Raw genomic sequence first — 15,684 nt, forward strand, 5'->3', positions numbered from 1 at the left:
TACTTTAGCACGGAGTTTTGGTTTTTATTGTACAGTGAGATCGAATCTGATTAACCTAGTTGCTGCGAACCATTGAACCATACGGATTTGATCGACAAGGTATCCGAAATATTAGTGGTCGGATCACCGTTTACGAGAATAAGATCAGCGCGCGCACCTTCGGTAATACGGCCGCGATCGAGAAGACCAAAGCAACGGGCCGGTTTGGAAGTAGCCGACTGAAGAGCTTCGATCGGAGTGAACCCGGCCTTCACCAGCAGCTGCATTTCGTGGTGGACACTGGCCCCATGAGCAAGACCGCCAAGGTTCGGAACGGGAACCGGCGCGACATCCGTCCCTACCAGAATATCAACTCCGGCATGGTGAAGGTCCATCACATTCTTAAAGCTGTTCTCCATATTGCCTTGCGGGAACGTATTGAAGCTTGAGTTCAAAATATCGATCCAATCCGGACTTAATTTGGAATGAACACGCGGATCATTCGCCAATTCCGATGCCGGATTTCCAATAATCGAGGAATTCAACACCAAGCAGGGTGTAACAAAAGCGCCTGAATTCGCTATGGATTTCACTAACTCGGACGTGTACTCGGGTCTGTCGATAAACAAGTGGCCCAAACCGTCGACTCCAAAATCGATGGCTTCTTGCGATGAAAGAGCCGTCAAGACGTGTGCGATGACCAGTTTATCGAACTTGTGGGCTTCTTTCACGGCTGTTTTTAGAATCTCGTCACTTAGTACAGGCAGGCCAGGTGCACCCATGACCGTTCCTTCCTCAATCATGATCTTAATATAGTCGGCACCATTCTCCACTTGGGTATGCACATGTTTAATCGCTTCTTCTACGGTTGTCACTTGCGGGATTTCTTCGTGATCGTGAGCGTATGCGGCCAACATCGCTTCCCGGTCTTCCTCCGATAACTTCGCTAGTTCCTTTAATACGAATTCCGGTATTTCATCTCCATCCGGCAGTAATTCATCTGGGTGTCCGCCCGGAGCGGTGATCGCTGTGCCAGCAGAGCGGACGTCTGCGACATCATTCACATTTTTCAACTGAATCTCGCGCCCTCTTTTAGTAAAATCTCCGTTCATTTCGAGTTCTGTTGTAACCCCGAATTTTAAGGCATCTCGTAATCCGCCGATTGAGGTGTGGACATGTGCATCAATCAGACCAGGCATTAGAGTCCCATTTTCTCCATCGATAATCGTTGCATCGGCCGGAAGGTCTCCGCCCACTGAAATAATAGACTCCCCTTTAATGACAACATGTCTGGGCGCAATCATTTGATCTCCATCAAAGATACGTACATTTATAATCGCCGTAACTTGTTCTAACGCTTCATTTTGAGTTACCTTCTCCATTTGAATTCCTCCCAAGTGTTTGTGCGGTTCAACAATTCGAAGTATAACTGTTAGATATCTAACTGTCAACAAACTAATATTTGTTTGACAAGCCTATTGGATCACGGTATAGTTTAGTTGCTTACAATTAGATTTCTAACAATCAAAGAGGGGGACGATCATGCCATCCCGAAAAGATACGCCTTATCTGGATTTGTTTCAGATTATCGGTCTTAAGTTAAAGAAAAGAGCGGACGAGAGTATAAAAGAACTGGGGTTAAACGCTCAACAAGGAAAAGTAATCGACTATATTTACGAGAACCAACATAATCATATTATTCAAAAGGACCTTGCAGATCGGTTTCATCTACGTGGGGCCAGCATTACAAGCATGCTTCAAGGTCTAGAGCAAAAAGGGTTCATCGAGCGCAAAATCCCGGCCAATAATGAACGGCAAAAAAATATATATGTATTGCCAAAAGCGATTGAACTGATTGAAGACTTTCAAGATTCATTCCAAAAGGTGGAGGAAGAAATCGTTCAAGTCCTTACCGACGAGGAGAAGCAAGTCTTAAAGAAATTGTTAATCAAAATCAATGATCGCATATAAAGAGGATGGCGCTAATTTTTTGTCGAGGGACAAGAAAATAGTCCTATTGAAAGTCGCTAAAATAGCGGCTTTTTTGTTTTATCGATACAAGTTCTTGTCTTGAGTCGAGGCCAAGAACTTGTACCGATTGCTGAAGAGGATAAGAACATGCTTCAATTACCGATTAGATATGCATTTAACGTGGTTAGTATAGCAGGGGAGAGTGGTCAAGAAACCAGTGTCCTCGTGGGGACGAAATCGAAAAAATGAGAAATAGGAACAGTAACAAGATTTAGGAGTCATGCTGCTGTTCTTTTAATAATGTCTTTATATCAGTCATAATCTGTTCGTTCTCCATATCTTCACCCATCCGGTAGATCCGGCGCACACGCTGCTTACCATCGATTAGCAGTAACGAGGTGATGGAATGCGCAAACAAGCCATCGTCGAGGCGGACAATCGATAGATTATATTGAGAAGCCAAATCCTTTACTTTGTTTTCATCTCCTCGCAGCAATGTCCATCCGCTCTGATCAATTCCCATCCGCTCCGCATATTGTTGCAACACCTCAGGTGTATCGTTCTCAGGATCAAATGTAATGGAAACGAACTCGACTTCATTGCCAAACTGTCCTTGTTTCTGAAGCTCGGTTTGGAGTGCAACCATATTAGCGGTTGTAACAGGGCAAATATCCGGACATCGGGTGAAAATAAATGACGTTAATCGTATTTTTCCGTCAAATTGCGATTCAGTTACAGTTTCTCCATGTATATCAGATAAAGAGAACGCAGGAGAATCCATTTTAACTGGCAGAGCAGGTTTGAAAAAGGATACACACAACCAATAACTGATGGCAATGGTGATCATGATTAGAGCTAAAACCATATACAAACGCTTTGAAGCTGTGCGAACAGGGATCATACTTTTTCTCCTTTGCTATATTGGTAAATTGCGGTTTTTATTGTAACGAATATCAAGGATGGTTTCTATGACTCTAATGAGCTATGTCATGCATCCGATTTAATAGCATCATCTTTCGCTTTCTAGATCTTGTGCGAATCATAGGGTATATTACTTTTTTTGACTCGTTTTCTTTTGCAAGTCACAAATCTGTCGATTTTCAACCTTTGAAATGGCTCCATAGAGTTATAGGACTGAAACATCTGAATTGCTAAAATGTGAAAGACTGACAACCGGGTTGGAGGGTGGTGATTGCATGAAGCACAAATTAGTTTCATTTATGGCAGTGGTTATCCTTTTGGGTATCATTACGGCATGTTCAGGCGAGGAATCCGTCAATTTGGAAGCTGTAGAAGTAGAGCTGTCTACGAAACCTGAAACCGTTATAGTGGGAAGCCAGGTCGATTTACGGGCTTTGTTCACTGGAATGAACGTATCTGACAAGGCACAGGCTACCTTTGATTTCCGGATTGGGGATAAACCGATACTCATTGAAGCTGAGAATGAAGGGGATGGTGTATTTAGCGGTTCGTTTGCTTTTTCAGAAAAGGGGAACCAGACGGTTTTTATACACTTGTATGAGGACGATATCCATATTACTAAGAAGAAACAGGTAGAGGTGCAATGACAGTCAGAAGAAGCATGATACCCCTTTTTTCACTATGGCTTTTTTTGGCGTTATTGCATAGCAGTCCAGTAAGTGCAGAAGACAAATGGCTTAATTTGCAAGCTTTATTGGACCAAGCCAAGCCAGGAGATACGGTTATATTGAAATCCGGCAATTACGAAGGCCCGATTACCATTAACAAGCAGTTGACGATACGGCCGGAAGAAGGCGGCACAATAGAACTGAGAAATATGAGTCACCTACCGGCCATCACGATCGAAGCTGACAATACAACGATCGCCGGACTCCGTATCACCGATGTAATGGTCAAGGAAACGCCGACTGTGCTCGTCAAGGGTCATCGCGCTGTCATGGACAGGTTGCATATCCAGACAGGTGGAGATGGAATTTCAGTGCGTGACGCAAACGAAGGTTCCTTGACGAATAATACGATCGATTGGATGGCAGATGGCGTGCAAATGGCCGACAAAGGCAATGGCGTGGATGTATTCAATGGGCATCGTTGGAAAATAACCGGCAATACGATTCGTGATGTACATGACGGCATTTATATGGAAAGCAGCGATGATATCCTCGTCTCAGGTAATGTGATCGAACACTCTCGTTATGGGGTTCACTGCATGTACACAAATCGGACCATCATCGAGCGGAACAAAGGCAATCTGAACGTGACCGGGGCCATGGTGATGACGGCTCGACAAGTATCTGTTATCGGGAATGTGTTCACGAAGCAAAGTCAGAACGTAAACTCGCAAGGAATTCTGCTATATGACACGCACGAGACGACCGTGACAGACAATACGGTTGATGGCAATCGGGTAGGCCTGTATGTGGAACTATCGACCGGAAACTTCTTGAAGAACAACCGAGTGAGTTACAATTTTGTCGGTATGCAGCTGCTGGAGTCAAGTGCTAATTCCATCGAAGGCAACCAATTTATCGGGAATGTGTCGGACGCACAGGCACGAGGCAGTGAGGAAAATCGGATTAGAGAGAATTATTGGGACAATTTTCGGGGCATTGATGCGGATGGGGACGGGATCAGCGATATAACCTATGGAATGAATCCATTTTTCCAGGGACTCACAAAAAAGCGACCCGCATTCCAATTGTTTTTTCAATCACCGGGCATGGTATTCCTGGAAGGACTCTATCAAACAGATCGAGATCGCTGGACAACGGATAAGGCCCCTCTAATGGTTCCGCCCGGTAACGATTATCAAGGCGGAGATCAGGGAGGTTTAATACAGACCGGACTTATGGGGTTCATATTGCTAGGATGCACGGCCATATTAATCTTATCGATGAGGAGACGAAATACATGAGAAAAGGGATTCAACTAACCTTAATTATGGCAGCTATGTTGCTGGTACTATCTGCTTGCGGAGGTGATAAGTATGAGCCGCAGGCTATCAACGAAAATACAGATGTATGTGTCATCTGCAAGATGGCCGTCAAAGACGACCAATACGCGACTCAAATCATAACGAAGGACGGTCAATCACTCAAATTCGATGATATCGGCTGTTTAAACACGTGGAAGAAAGAGAACGGAACTGATACGATCGGCGCTGAATTCGTCCGAGATTTCAACAGCAAACAATGGCTCCGTTATGAAAAAGCATACTATGCCTACGATCCTTCATATCAAACACCAATGGCTTATGGAATCGTGTCGTTTGAACAAGAAGCAGATGCCACAGCTTATATTGAAGAACAAGGCAAAGGTAAACTCATGACAGCGGAAGATCTCGCCAATCACTCGTGGGAGGTCAATCGGGATATGATGGATATGGGAGGGGAGCACGGTCACGATCATGATCATGCACCAGATCAGGAGCATGGTGATGACATGACTGACCACAGCCCCGATGGGCAACCCGCAACTGGAGGACACGGCTCGTGAGTGAAATGGGTTATGTCGCCGTAAGAGAGATGAAAATCGGATTTCGAAATCCATGGGCCTATTCATTCATGGCCCTTTTCGCCATGTTTATGGTAAGTTTATTGATCATTAACTCGCAAGGTTATGTAAGCGGATATTCCGGCACTAGCGGTACCATGTTAAACCTGGCGCTATATTTGCTTCCCCTAATGTCGCTAATGTTGGGTTCTTTTTCCTTAACAGGCGAGAAGGAAGAGGGCAACTGGGAGCTTCTCTCAACTTACCCACTGGGCACCTGGTCATTTCTGGCTGGCAAGTATATCGGGCTTTCCATCGTCCTGTTATCCATTGTTGCCTTCGGATTTGGATTATCGGGAGCAGCCGGTTGGCTTTCGGGGAGTGGTTTTGATTTTTTGACTTATAAGCAGCTTCTGGTCTTTTCGCTAGGTTTATCCTTGTTTTTCCTCGGATTAGCCATGCTGATCGGTACACTCGCCCGCAATCGTTGGCAAGCACTTACGATCGCGGTAGGTGTCTGGTTCTTTGCCATCATTGCATGGCCATCTATTCTCATTGCATTGCTCGGGATGATGCCGTATCCCTGGATCAAACCGGCTGTAACTACATTGACATTTCTTAATCCTGCAGAATTGACGCGTCTGTTTACCGTCGTCAAGTTAGGTGGAGGCTCGACGCTCGGTCCGGAGTATTACAATTGGATGGTATGGATTCGTTCCACTTGGGGAACCCCGGTGTTTATTGGCGTCATGTTGGTCTGGATCGGCACCATGTTGGCCATCTCTTTTGGATTATGGGAAAGGGGAAGAAGTCGTGGATAATCATCTGGTTCGGTTCGATGGGGTTCATAAATCGTTTAAGGGAAAGACGGTCATTGAGGATATACAGCTGTATATCAGACGCGGGGAGGCCGTTGCTTTGTGCGGGGGGAACGGTGCAGGAAAAAGCACGTTGCTTCGTATGGTGGCTGGTATTCTGCGTCCGACGAGGGGATCCATCTCCGTAAATGGTCACGATTGGCAGGAAAACAGACAAAATTATGCTCGTCAAATCGGATATATGCCGGATGATTACCGATTTAGTCCAGGATTAACAGCAATGGAGACTATGTTGTTTTGGGCAAGGCTTCGCGGTCTTGGGAAAACTCGTGCCAAAGAGGTGCTCTCGATGGTCGGCTTATCGGATACAGGTAGTAAGCCCGTAGCTTCCTTCTCCAAGGGCATGAGGCAGCGGGTGTTGTTTGCACAAGCACTGTTAGCAGAACCACCGCTGGTAATAATGGATGAACCAACCAATGGTCTGGACCCTTACTGGATGAACACCTTCGTAACGCTTGTGCGTCAAGCAGTATTTAATGGGCAAACGCTTCTCTTTTCAACGCATCAATTGGAAATTGCGGAAGCATTGGCGGATCGTATCGTTTTTTTACGTGATGGGAACGTGGTTCTAGACAGAAAGAGGGATGACATCCACCTAACAAACGAAACCGAGGGCATGCAGGAAGTATTCAGAGAGTTGTTCGGGATCGCAGGAGGATTCTCCAGACACGAAGATAAATGATCGTTGTGACAATTCTTTTTCTATGGCTCTCGAGAGATAAAAGATCAAGAAGTTTGACTACACTGTGAGCGAGGAGTATATATTGAATATTTTAATACGCAGAATCATTCATTATATGTTATTGGTTGTTATCCTACTGGGGGGAGTGTATGCAGTCATCCGATTCCAAGATGCTCCCCGAAGTCATGCCGGTGTGGGGGATATCGCACCGCCGTTTTCCACAATGGATCTTGAGGGGAAACAGGTACGATTAACGGATCATAAAGGTAAAGGTGTCTTCATCAATTTCTGGGCATCTTGGTGTAATCCTTGTGTTAATGAGTTGCCGCTACTGAACGAGGCATATAAGATTGCAGGAGTTGACATGCTTGCAATTAACGTAGGTGAGAAAACAGGAGCCGTTCAAAAATTTGTTGAACGGTATGAACTCGAATTTCCAATCGTTTTGGACAGCGCACTCAATATTAAACAAGCATATCAAGTGGTCGGCATGCCGCTTACATTGCTGATCGATGAGGATGGTACTATTATTGATAGACACGAGGGGGAACTGACCGAAATAGAGGATATTTTGAATTTAATGGAGCGGATTAAACAGGAGTAGAGTAATAAAAACCTGTAAATTATCCAGCAGAGCTTCTCACATGTATAGATTTACGATTAGATACATATTTAACTACTGAAGCAATCCAATCTATGTTTTCGTTTGCCCTCAGAAAATTGCAATGCTAGTCATGAGCAAACCAGATGATGAGAATATCCAACTCCAAAAATCGCTAGTAGGCGTAACCAAAAGGCATGCGAGTCCCAGTCGCATGCCTTTTTATACTACCCTTCAAGTTTATATGGTTGTTCAGCTGCTCCCGGCTTCCATGCGCAAGCCAGGATGACGATAGCACTCCCAAGACCGATCCAGGTAAGCGTGGATACGGCATGATTCCAGTGCAGCCCGTTGCCGAAGAAGAACAGATCTCGAAGACCATCCACCATAAAACGCATCGGCAGCCATGGCTGTACCCAGTCCCGGTAGAAAGGAGACATCATCTCCGGAGCTAAAGCAAGCAGTGGTGCACCAAAGAACAGAATTAAGGCAAAGATGGCAATCCCTCTGATGCCCACAAGGGACATCACGGCGGAAATCATCAGGAAAAAGCTGAAGAAGGTAATCGATAAGAACAGTGCTGTATCCGTAAACTGCGGGATATGCAGTCCGATCATGCTGTCAGCGAGCCAAGTTATACCAAATCCCACGACTAACGCCACAACGGCTCCCATGGCAATCTGGATAGATTTGGCTGCCAGGTTCTCTGTGCGGGACGTTATCTTGCTCTTGCTGACAGCTAAAAAGAGGACCGCCGCGCTTGCCATACTAGCCATCCACAGCGGCTGGAACAGCGAAACCGGGGAATTGCCGTTGGCGCTGTTGGTCCCGATTTCATTAACATTCGTTACCTTCTTGGTAATCGGATTTACCAGGCTGGAAGCCTGCTTCACGGATAGTGTTGCACCCTGGGCATCGAATCCTTCAAGGATCTGCGTGCGGACTTGGTTATTCATGTTATCCACAATTCCGTTCAGGATTTGTCCTGCCATGGTGGAAGCTGCCGTATTCATGCCTTGATTGATGAAAATTTCAATTTCAGGCGATTCCGGCGCCGGACTGCTTAAGGAAACTTGCTTCGCACTGAAATCCCCAGGTATGACCAGCGCAGCGTAATAATCCTGGTTATCCAAGCCGGCTTGTAATGCTTCCATATGGTCGACTTCGACCCACTTGACAGCCGGTTCCTCTCCAGATGCGGACGAAGCGGTCTGCTGGATCGTGTCCACGAACGTTTGCCCAATATTCAGCTTCGGTTGATTGGGAAGCTCAACTCCTTGATCCTCGTTGACAATGGCCACCGGCAGATTTTTAGGCTTGACTTGAACAGACGGAAATAATGTAAGCGAGAAAATAAAAATAACAACGAATGCAAGGATGGGCGCTACCCATACAAGTTTGTTATTCAAGACTTTCATCAATATTCACTCCTATCGATTTCGAATGCCATCCATGACGAAAGTGATTGCCTCTTCAATTTCCTCGTCAGGGATGGAATCCATATTAAACAATACAAAACGCGAAATGATAAACCCGCCAATGAAGCCAAAAACCAGTTTCAATATTTTGTCGACCGGGATATCGGCGAGTTCACCCCTTTCTTGGAAGGCTTCAATCAATTTCGTCAAGCGCGGTACAATCATTTCGGATACATAAGGCAGGAATTCGTGCTTCAATTCCTCCTTGTATATGACCTCCTTGATGAGTACCTGAAAGATTTCCTTGTTTCCCCGGATGAATTCGATGCGATTATGAAGCAAGGTCCGCAAGAATCCTTCGAATGTCGAATCCCCGTTGCTTATAATCTGATCCAGCGCCTCGTTCGCCATGGATGGGAAAAATTCCTTAATGTACGGAACGATAAGGGACAACAGCAAATGGTCCTTTGTTCCGTATTGCTTAAAGATACTTGCCTCGGATACCTCGGCGACCTTAGCGATTTCAGCCGTTGAGGTATTGGAATAGCCTTTATCAGCAAACAATGAAATGGCTGCCTCGACAATCCGTTGCTGCTTCACGGTTCGCTTGGCGGAGTGTATGGACAGGATTTCGTTAAACAGGTTGTGATTGGTCAAAATTCGGTTCACCACTTTCAATATGTCGATGATAACTTCAGCAAAAAGTAAGTAATCACTCACTTTGCTAATATGGTTTTAACACTGCAGTTGTCGATTGTCAACAAAAAAGTGAGTACTCACTCACTTTTATCTATCATGCAGAACACCTTATCATGTATACTGTAACCAAATGATGATTAGACTCGTTTTGGCATCGAATAGGGAAAGGGACCCACCTCTACTTATAAGATTCAATGATTCAGATCAATGAACAACATTATGAAATAATGTACATAACAGCAAAAGGTGTTGGTTATCCAGCATATCAGATAATTCTGATCATTGTTGAAGTTTGTTTAAGTTATTATAATGAACTCATATAGAAAAACAACACGTTGTTTATTTAAAAGATGAGCAGAAAGGTGGAGTTTATCATGCCTGTCATCGAAATTGAGCATCTGACTAAGGATTATGGTCATCATCGAGGCATATTCGATGTTTCTTTTAACGTTGAGAAAGGGGATGTATACGGATTTCTAGGTCCCAATGGAGCTGGAAAAACCACAACCATCCGTCATATTATGGGATTTTCCCGCCCGCAGCAGGGACACACCTTAGTCAATGGACGCAGGAGCTGGGACCATGCAGCAGATATTCAGAAGGAACTGGGCTATTTACCGGGAGAAATCGCGCTGCCTGAGTCGCTTACCGGGACGCAATTCATCAAAATGATGGCGGAATTACGCGGGATTAGCGATATGACATACACGCAATCTTTGGTGAAAAAATTTGCGCTCGACCCTTCCGGGAGCCTGAAGCGGATGTCGCTTGGCATGAAGCGAAAACTGGCCATTGTCACGGCGTTCATGCATGACCCGGCCGTGCTTGTGCTTGACGAGCCTACAAGCGGATTGGATCCCATGATGCAGGCTTTATTCATCGAGTTCATTAAGGAGCAGAAGGCAAAAGGGAAAACGATATTGATATCGAGCCATATTTTTTCCGAGATTGATGCGACCTGTGACAAGATTTCCATCATTAAGGAAGGCCGGTTAATCTCTTCGTTTGTGGCCGATGATTTGCGACATCAAGAAACCAAAACCTATGAAATCGAGTTCAAATCCGAAGTTGCATTCCGGCGTTTTGAACTTGAAGTGAAGGCTCAACCCGAGCTTGAAGTGCTTTCGTTGACACCTTCCAAGTTGCAGACGACATTGCGAATTCGGGATGCGGATATCAATCGCTTTATTTCATTCATTGCTGATTATGACATGAAGTTCTTCTCGGAGATTAAGTTCACCTTGGAGGATTATTTCATGAAGTTTTATGATCGCAACACAAGCCTTAAGGAGGGGGAGTAAACGTATGCCATACATTGAAATAAACAATCTAACAAAAGACTTTGGCGACGGGAAAGGCTTGTTTAACCTCAACCTGAAGATTGAAAAAGGCGAGGTGTTTGGATTCGTCGGAACGAATGGAGCCGGCAAAACAACAACCATCCGCCATATCATGGGATTCTTGAAACCGGATAGCGGTTCCGTGAATGTCCAGGGGCTGGACTGCTGGAATGATTCCGCCGAAATCAAAAAGCTGATCGGTTATATTCCTGGTGAAATTGCGTTTCCTGATGCCCCGACGGGAAGTGAGTTTTTGAAGCGGCAAGCAGAGCTGTTAGGATTGCAAGATATGTCGTACGCAGAGCGTATGATCAAAAAACTGCAGCTTGATCCGTCAGCCAATTTGAAAAGAATGTCCAAGGGGATGAAACAAAAGACAGCGATTGTCGCCGCTTTCATGGCCGACCCGGACATATTGATTTTGGATGAGCCGACAACGGGCTTGGATCCGCTCATGCGAGCGGAATTCGTAGATATTTTGAAGGAAGAGAAGAAGAGGGGCAAAACCATATTCATGTCGAGTCACATGTTCGAGGAAGTCGAGCATACGTGTGACAAAGTCGCCTTAATTAAGGAAGGAAAGCTGATTGCCGTCAAGCCGACGGTCGAGGTCAAACACAATGAGAACAAAGTCTATAAATTGGAGTTCCTTCAGCAGGCGGATTACAAGCGCTTCTTGTCAGAACCCTTTCAGATCACGGAGAAACGGGAGAATCAGAATCAAGTGCTTATCGAAATCCATGATCGTGACATCCAAATGTTATTTCGTACATTGAGAGGTTATTCCGTGAAATTTATATCCGAGAAGAAGTTTACGCTTGCGGATTATTTTAATGGCTTATATGAGGAGGAAAGCGTCCGTGCTTAGCAAACCGATCTTCAAACAAACGCTTAAGGCCAACTTTAAGTTATGGTTTATCTTCACACTCATCATGACCGCACTTCATATCGTACTGATTGCCGTATTTAATCCAGGCACTTTATCGGATATGTCGAACATGGTGAAGGACACCCCGCTTGCAAATCTGCTTGGAGAAGCTACATTCCTTGGCATGCTTTCCAAAACCTTCTATGGCATACAAGGGGTGCTTCTGCCGATTGTGTTCATCATTATGACCGCTAACAGTCTCATCGCTTCGCAGGTGGACCGAGGTTCCATGGCATACTTGCTGTCGACGCCGACCAAGAGAAGTACCGTTGTCTTGACTCAAGCTGCTTACCTGATCCTGTCCCTGATCCTGATGATTCTCATCGTGACGCTGGCAGGTCTGGTTTCCATCTCGGTATTTCAGGCTGACATACAAGTAGATACGACAAATTATCTGATGCTAAACCTGGGCTTGTTTCTGCTCATGTTTGCAACCAGCGGGATTTCGTTCTTTTTCTCCTGCGTATTTAACCTCTCCAAGAACTCACTGGCTTGGGGGGCAGGCCTCCCGATGGCTTTTTTCCTCCTGAAATTGATGGGGGATGTTGATAGCAGCCTGGAGGGTTTGAAATACCTATCTATGAATTCGCTATTCGATACATCCGCGATTATAGACGGCGGGAATGTTGCGGTTCCGTTCGCTATGTTGGCTCTTATCGGGATTGTGCTGTATCTGTACGGAATGCGTGTGTTCAAGGAAAAGGATTTGCCGCTGTAAGAAAACATTATACTGAATTAGAGGCCGCTGCAAATGCGGCTTCTTTGTTTTTTGCTATGTAAACATTCGACCGAGTGGAGAAGATACTCGATTGTGTTAGCCAGTATTGTTACATTAGCATGCCGGTTGGTTCCACGGAACTCCGTTTGATTAACGAAATTTGGCCGCTTGTCACCGGACAGCCCTTCAGAACAAAACATACGGAAATGGGGGGTATTTGCTTCATCTGCTCTATCTCAAAGGCTACGCCTACGAATCCCTCATAACCCGGGAAACAAAAACGATGGAATACTCAGGGATGAGGCGTTACAGAAAATGGTGGATTGCAAGATCAGAACATGTACACAAGAGATTGAGCTCACAAGTGTGAAAAGTCAAGTGACGCCTACCCTCGGGTAGGCGTTCTTATATTAATATTGAACATAGGTGAGCGCTGAAGGGGCGTAGCGCCCCCTCCAAATACAGTTCTGCCAAAGCAGTTACCGTTGCGCTCAAAACCGTTTGTCTTTTTTTTCCTTAATCCTTCAGAATCTTCATTGTTTTCAACGTCTCCAGCGTCAATTGTTTGGCGGTTGCACCGCTCCCGGCCACATTGGTTGCGAAAACCCACGTGTTTTTATCCGTCTCGACATAACCCACATACCAGCCAAGCCCCATATCGGAGAGTCTTGAGCCTGTTTTTCCATGAATCGTATACTCGTCTTGTTCGTCATCAATCATGATCCGTTTGACCGTCTTCATCGTTTTCTTCTGAAATGGCAAATCCTCCTCAACCAGCCGCTCGATAAAATCCACCTGTTCTATGGCAGAAATCTTCAAGCTGCTGTCCAGCCAGAATGTATCGATTCCTCCCGATATGTCACGGTTTCCATATTGGATTCGATTCAGGTAGTGCTGCATCGGAACTTGGCCGATATCGCGAGCCATGGCTTGATAATACCAGATGGCTGAATCCCTCATAGCCGAAGCGAGCGAATGATCCCGGTTCCAGACCGGAAAATCCCTCACGATACCGTCCCATCTCTTCACATCATATTCGTCGGCAACCGCCTTTACTTCCAGTCCAATGAGGGCATTGGCCACTTTGAAGCTCGATTCCGGCGTAAACCGCTGGTTGCTTCTCCCTGGATTGAATTGATAGACTTGATCGGTCTTCAAGTTCTTGAGGACGAGTGTCCCTTGAGTGTCGTGAAATATGTGCTGCAATTCAAGCGAGCGGACACCAGGCTTGGCAACAGCACTCGGCGAATAGGCAAACAAACCAATAAGCGTAACGAATACAATCATCAAATGGGATAAACGTTTTAACTTTTTCATCTGTAACACGTCTGCATCACTCCTGCACATCCATTTTTCGGGAAGGGTTTCAATGGCCATCGAACAGAATCATTCCCCAGCATCAAATGCATTTTGATACTATTAGTCTATGGATACAGGTACGGCAAGTAAATCTTGTTATCTACGGATTGTGCCTGTACAGATTAAAGAAGAGAAGAGGGGGACACTTATGATCTATGCAGAGGTCATGCAGCATATTGAAATGCTAATGGACACCGGAGAGTTAAAACCGGGCAAAAAGCTGCCGTCCATACGGTCTCTGGCCAAGCGGCTCGATTGCAGTGTCAATACCATCATCAAAGCGTATTCCGAATTAGAGAAGAAACATAAAATCTATTCCGTCTCGAAGAGCGGTTATTATGTCGTGGAGCAGGTTCCCTCCGGCCATTCAGGCTCGGCTAACACGGGAGTCATTGATTTTCTATCGGCTGGTCCCGACAAGAAAGCCATGCCTTACAGGGATTACCAGCACTGCATCAATCAAGCCATCGAAGTGTATAAGGAGGAGATGTTCACGTACTCCGAGATCCAGGGGCTGCCTTCACTGCGAGTGGAGCTGGCCCGTCATCTGCGGGAACTGCAAGTGTTTACCGTACCCGAACGAATCTGCGTTGTATCCGGATCCCAGCAAGCTATTCATCTATTGATTTCACTCCCGTTCCCCAATAACAAAAAGAACATCTGCGTCGAACAGCCTACGCATATGAGTATGATCGAATCGATCAAATATCAGCAGGCCACGGCATACGGAATTGAGATTACAGCGAATGGACTCGACATGGAACGGCTGGAGCATCTGTTCAAATGGAATGACATTAAATTTTTCTACACCGTGACCCGATATCATAATCCGACCGGCTACAGCTACTCGAACAAGGAGCGACGGAAAATCGTGGAGCTGGCGCAAAAATACGACGTTTATATCATCGAAGACGATTATCTGGGCGACCTGGACCCCGACATGCAGCAGGATCCGATGTTCGCTTACGATCCGTCAGGAAGGGTCATCTATATCAAGAGTTTCTCCAAAGTGATGCTGCCCGGTTTAAGATTGGGGCTTGCGGTCATTCCGGACTTCATACGAGATTCGTTCTTAAGTGCGAAGTTCGCTTCGGATTTGCATACGCCGGTTCTGACGCAAGGGGCACTGGAAATCTATTTGAAGAGCGGCATGTTCAAGGCTCATATTCAGCGTATGAGATCGATCTACAACAGGAAAGCAGCTTTACTGCAAAAAGCCTATCAGGAACTGCTGCCGCCAAGCGCCGCATATTCGGGTTCGCTTTCGGGATTCTATTCGACGATCCGATTGCCGAATCCGTTAAAAGCCAAGACGTTCATCGAGCATTTGAAGCAGGAAAACGTACATGTAGATGACGCCCGAAAAATGTATTTGCCCGATTTTGTACAAGATTCGGTCATTCGCTTGAGCGTATCGCAGGTGGAGGAGACGTATATCGAGTCGGGTGTCCAAACCATAGCTCGCGTGATGAAAGAACTCACCAACACAACGCCCCAAGTCAAATTTATTTAACAGGACGGGTAAGCTGGATCGTCATCGTTGTGGATTCAGGGCAGAGATCTCGGAATACTGCTTGGCCATCCGGACAACCATCTGTACGGGTACAGAGTCGAAAAACAAACGTTCCTGCAGCTTGGCT

At 45.7% G+C, this 15,684-nt stretch carries 16 protein-coding genes; 11 read left to right on the forward strand and 5 right to left on the reverse strand.

Translation table 11 applies throughout. The annotated features are described in order from the left end of the window. Window positions 1-50 precede the first annotated feature (50 nt). On the reverse strand, window positions 51-1,361 hold the full coding sequence (locus ABEW73_RS10465) for an amidohydrolase family protein (protein WP_430167344.1): 1,311 nt from the start codon (window positions 1,359-1,361) through the stop codon (window positions 51-53). A gap of 160 nt (window positions 1,362-1,521) precedes the next feature. On the opposite strand from ABEW73_RS10465, the gene ABEW73_RS10470 reads away from it, so the two are divergent. Then, on the forward strand, window positions 1,522-1,950 hold the full coding sequence (locus ABEW73_RS10470) for a MarR family winged helix-turn-helix transcriptional regulator (RefSeq protein ID WP_430167345.1): 429 nt from the start codon (window positions 1,522-1,524) through the stop codon (window positions 1,948-1,950). A gap of 271 nt (window positions 1,951-2,221) precedes the next feature. Here the strand turns inward: ABEW73_RS10470 and ABEW73_RS10475 are convergent, their stop codons facing one another. Continuing rightward, window positions 2,222-2,851: an SCO family protein gene (locus tag ABEW73_RS10475; protein WP_430167347.1), complete on the reverse strand. Its 630-nt coding sequence runs from the start codon at window positions 2,849-2,851 to the stop codon at window positions 2,222-2,224. Between the two features lie 295 nt (window positions 2,852-3,146). On the opposite strand from ABEW73_RS10475, the gene ABEW73_RS10480 reads away from it, so the two are divergent. From ABEW73_RS10480 to ABEW73_RS10505, 6 genes are all read left to right on the forward strand, one after another. Next, entirely contained in the window at window positions 3,147-3,518 is a 372-nt protein-coding gene (locus ABEW73_RS10480; protein ID WP_430167348.1) for a hypothetical protein, read from the forward strand. Between the two features lie 140 nt (window positions 3,519-3,658). Then, window positions 3,659-4,843, forward strand: coding sequence for a right-handed parallel beta-helix repeat-containing protein (locus ABEW73_RS10485; protein ID WP_430167350.1), 1,185 nt, complete (start codon window positions 3,659-3,661; stop codon window positions 4,841-4,843). Beyond that, window positions 4,840-5,424 (forward strand): nitrous oxide reductase accessory protein NosL, encoded by a 585-nt coding sequence (locus tag ABEW73_RS10490; protein ID WP_430167351.1) that lies wholly within the window; start codon window positions 4,840-4,842, stop codon window positions 5,422-5,424. Before ABEW73_RS10485 ends, ABEW73_RS10490 begins: the two co-directional genes overlap by 4 nt. Further along, complete coding sequence (locus ABEW73_RS10495) at window positions 5,421-6,242, forward strand: ABC transporter permease (protein ID WP_430167352.1); 822 nt, start codon at window positions 5,421-5,423, stop codon at window positions 6,240-6,242. The genes ABEW73_RS10490 and ABEW73_RS10495 overlap by 4 nt, the downstream gene beginning before the upstream one ends. Then, entirely contained in the window at window positions 6,235-6,981 is a 747-nt protein-coding gene (locus ABEW73_RS10500) for an ABC transporter ATP-binding protein (RefSeq protein WP_430167355.1), read from the forward strand. Before ABEW73_RS10495 ends, ABEW73_RS10500 begins: the two co-directional genes overlap by 8 nt. An 82-nt stretch (window positions 6,982-7,063) precedes the next feature. After that, window positions 7,064-7,585, forward strand: a complete 522-nt coding sequence (locus tag ABEW73_RS10505; RefSeq protein WP_430167357.1) for a redoxin domain-containing protein — start codon at window positions 7,064-7,066, stop codon at window positions 7,583-7,585. 224 nt (window positions 7,586-7,809) lie between these two features. Here the strand turns inward: ABEW73_RS10505 and ABEW73_RS10510 are convergent, their stop codons facing one another. Together ABEW73_RS10510 and ABEW73_RS10515 are read right to left on the reverse strand one after the other, a co-directional pair. Beyond that, window positions 7,810-9,000, reverse strand: coding sequence for a YhgE/Pip domain-containing protein (locus tag ABEW73_RS10510; RefSeq protein ID WP_430167360.1), 1,191 nt, complete (start codon window positions 8,998-9,000; stop codon window positions 7,810-7,812). Window positions 9,001-9,012: 12 nt separating this feature from the next. Continuing rightward, window positions 9,013-9,657 carry a TetR/AcrR family transcriptional regulator gene (locus tag ABEW73_RS10515; protein ID WP_430167363.1) on the reverse strand — a complete coding sequence of 215 codons (645 nt, stop codon included), beginning with the start codon at window positions 9,655-9,657 and terminating at the stop codon, window positions 9,013-9,015. Between the two features lie 416 nt (window positions 9,658-10,073). Here ABEW73_RS10515 and ABEW73_RS10520 point away from each other — a divergent pair, with 416 nt between their 5' ends. Genes ABEW73_RS10520 through ABEW73_RS10530 form a run of 3 tightly spaced genes read left to right on the forward strand, consistent with a single transcriptional unit; the run spans window position 10,074 to window position 12,685 of the window. Continuing rightward, window positions 10,074-11,000 carry an ABC transporter ATP-binding protein gene (locus ABEW73_RS10520; RefSeq protein ID WP_430167365.1) on the forward strand — a complete coding sequence of 309 codons (927 nt, stop codon included), beginning with the start codon at window positions 10,074-10,076 and terminating at the stop codon, window positions 10,998-11,000. 4 nt (window positions 11,001-11,004) lie between these two features. Then, complete coding sequence (locus ABEW73_RS10525; RefSeq protein WP_430167367.1) at window positions 11,005-11,907, forward strand: ABC transporter ATP-binding protein; 903 nt, start codon at window positions 11,005-11,007, stop codon at window positions 11,905-11,907. After that, window positions 11,900-12,685, forward strand: a complete 786-nt coding sequence (locus tag ABEW73_RS10530) for an ABC transporter permease subunit (RefSeq protein WP_430167369.1) — start codon at window positions 11,900-11,902, stop codon at window positions 12,683-12,685. Before ABEW73_RS10525 ends, ABEW73_RS10530 begins: the two co-directional genes overlap by 8 nt. 516 nt (window positions 12,686-13,201) lie before the next feature. Here the strand turns inward: ABEW73_RS10530 and blaOXA are convergent. Then, window positions 13,202-14,002, reverse strand: coding sequence for a class D beta-lactamase (blaOXA, locus tag ABEW73_RS10535; RefSeq protein ID WP_430167554.1), 801 nt, complete (start codon window positions 14,000-14,002; stop codon window positions 13,202-13,204). 190 nt (window positions 14,003-14,192) lie between these two features. Between blaOXA and ABEW73_RS10540 the strand changes: the two genes are divergently transcribed. Continuing rightward, complete coding sequence (locus ABEW73_RS10540) at window positions 14,193-15,557, forward strand: PLP-dependent aminotransferase family protein (protein ID WP_430167371.1); 1,365 nt, start codon at window positions 14,193-14,195, stop codon at window positions 15,555-15,557. Window positions 15,558-15,684 lie beyond the last annotated feature (127 nt).

The organism is Paenibacillus lautus (assembly GCF_050482385.1).
Lineage (GTDB): Bacteria > Bacillota > Bacilli > Paenibacillales > Paenibacillaceae > Paenibacillus_AQ > Paenibacillus_AQ lautus_B.

What these genes read in the sequence shown, in the direction of transcription:
- ABEW73_RS10465 (WP_430167344.1), bottom strand. Translation starts at nt 1,361, where the DNA reads ATGGAGAAGGTAACTCAAAATGAAGCGTTAGAACAAGTTACGGCGATT.
- ABEW73_RS10470 (WP_430167345.1), top strand. Translation starts at nt 1,522, where the DNA reads ATGCCATCCCGAAAAGATACGCCTTATCTGGATTTGTTTCAGATTATC.
- ABEW73_RS10475 (WP_430167347.1), bottom strand. Translation starts at nt 2,851, where the DNA reads ATGATCCCTGTTCGCACAGCTTCAAAGCGTTTGTATATGGTTTTAGCT.
- ABEW73_RS10480 (WP_430167348.1), top strand. Translation starts at nt 3,147, where the DNA reads ATGAAGCACAAATTAGTTTCATTTATGGCAGTGGTTATCCTTTTGGGT.
- ABEW73_RS10490 (WP_430167351.1), top strand. Translation starts at nt 4,840, where the DNA reads ATGAGAAAAGGGATTCAACTAACCTTAATTATGGCAGCTATGTTGCTG.
- ABEW73_RS10510 (WP_430167360.1), bottom strand. Translation starts at nt 9,000, where the DNA reads ATGAAAGTCTTGAATAACAAACTTGTATGGGTAGCGCCCATCCTTGCA.
- ABEW73_RS10520 (WP_430167365.1), top strand. Translation starts at nt 10,074, where the DNA reads ATGCCTGTCATCGAAATTGAGCATCTGACTAAGGATTATGGTCATCAT.
- ABEW73_RS10525 (WP_430167367.1), top strand. Translation starts at nt 11,005, where the DNA reads ATGCCATACATTGAAATAAACAATCTAACAAAAGACTTTGGCGACGGG.
- blaOXA (WP_430167554.1), bottom strand. Translation starts at nt 14,002, where the DNA reads ATGAAAAAGTTAAAACGTTTATCCCATTTGATGATTGTATTCGTTACG.
- ABEW73_RS10540 (WP_430167371.1), top strand. Translation starts at nt 14,193, where the DNA reads ATGATCTATGCAGAGGTCATGCAGCATATTGAAATGCTAATGGACACC.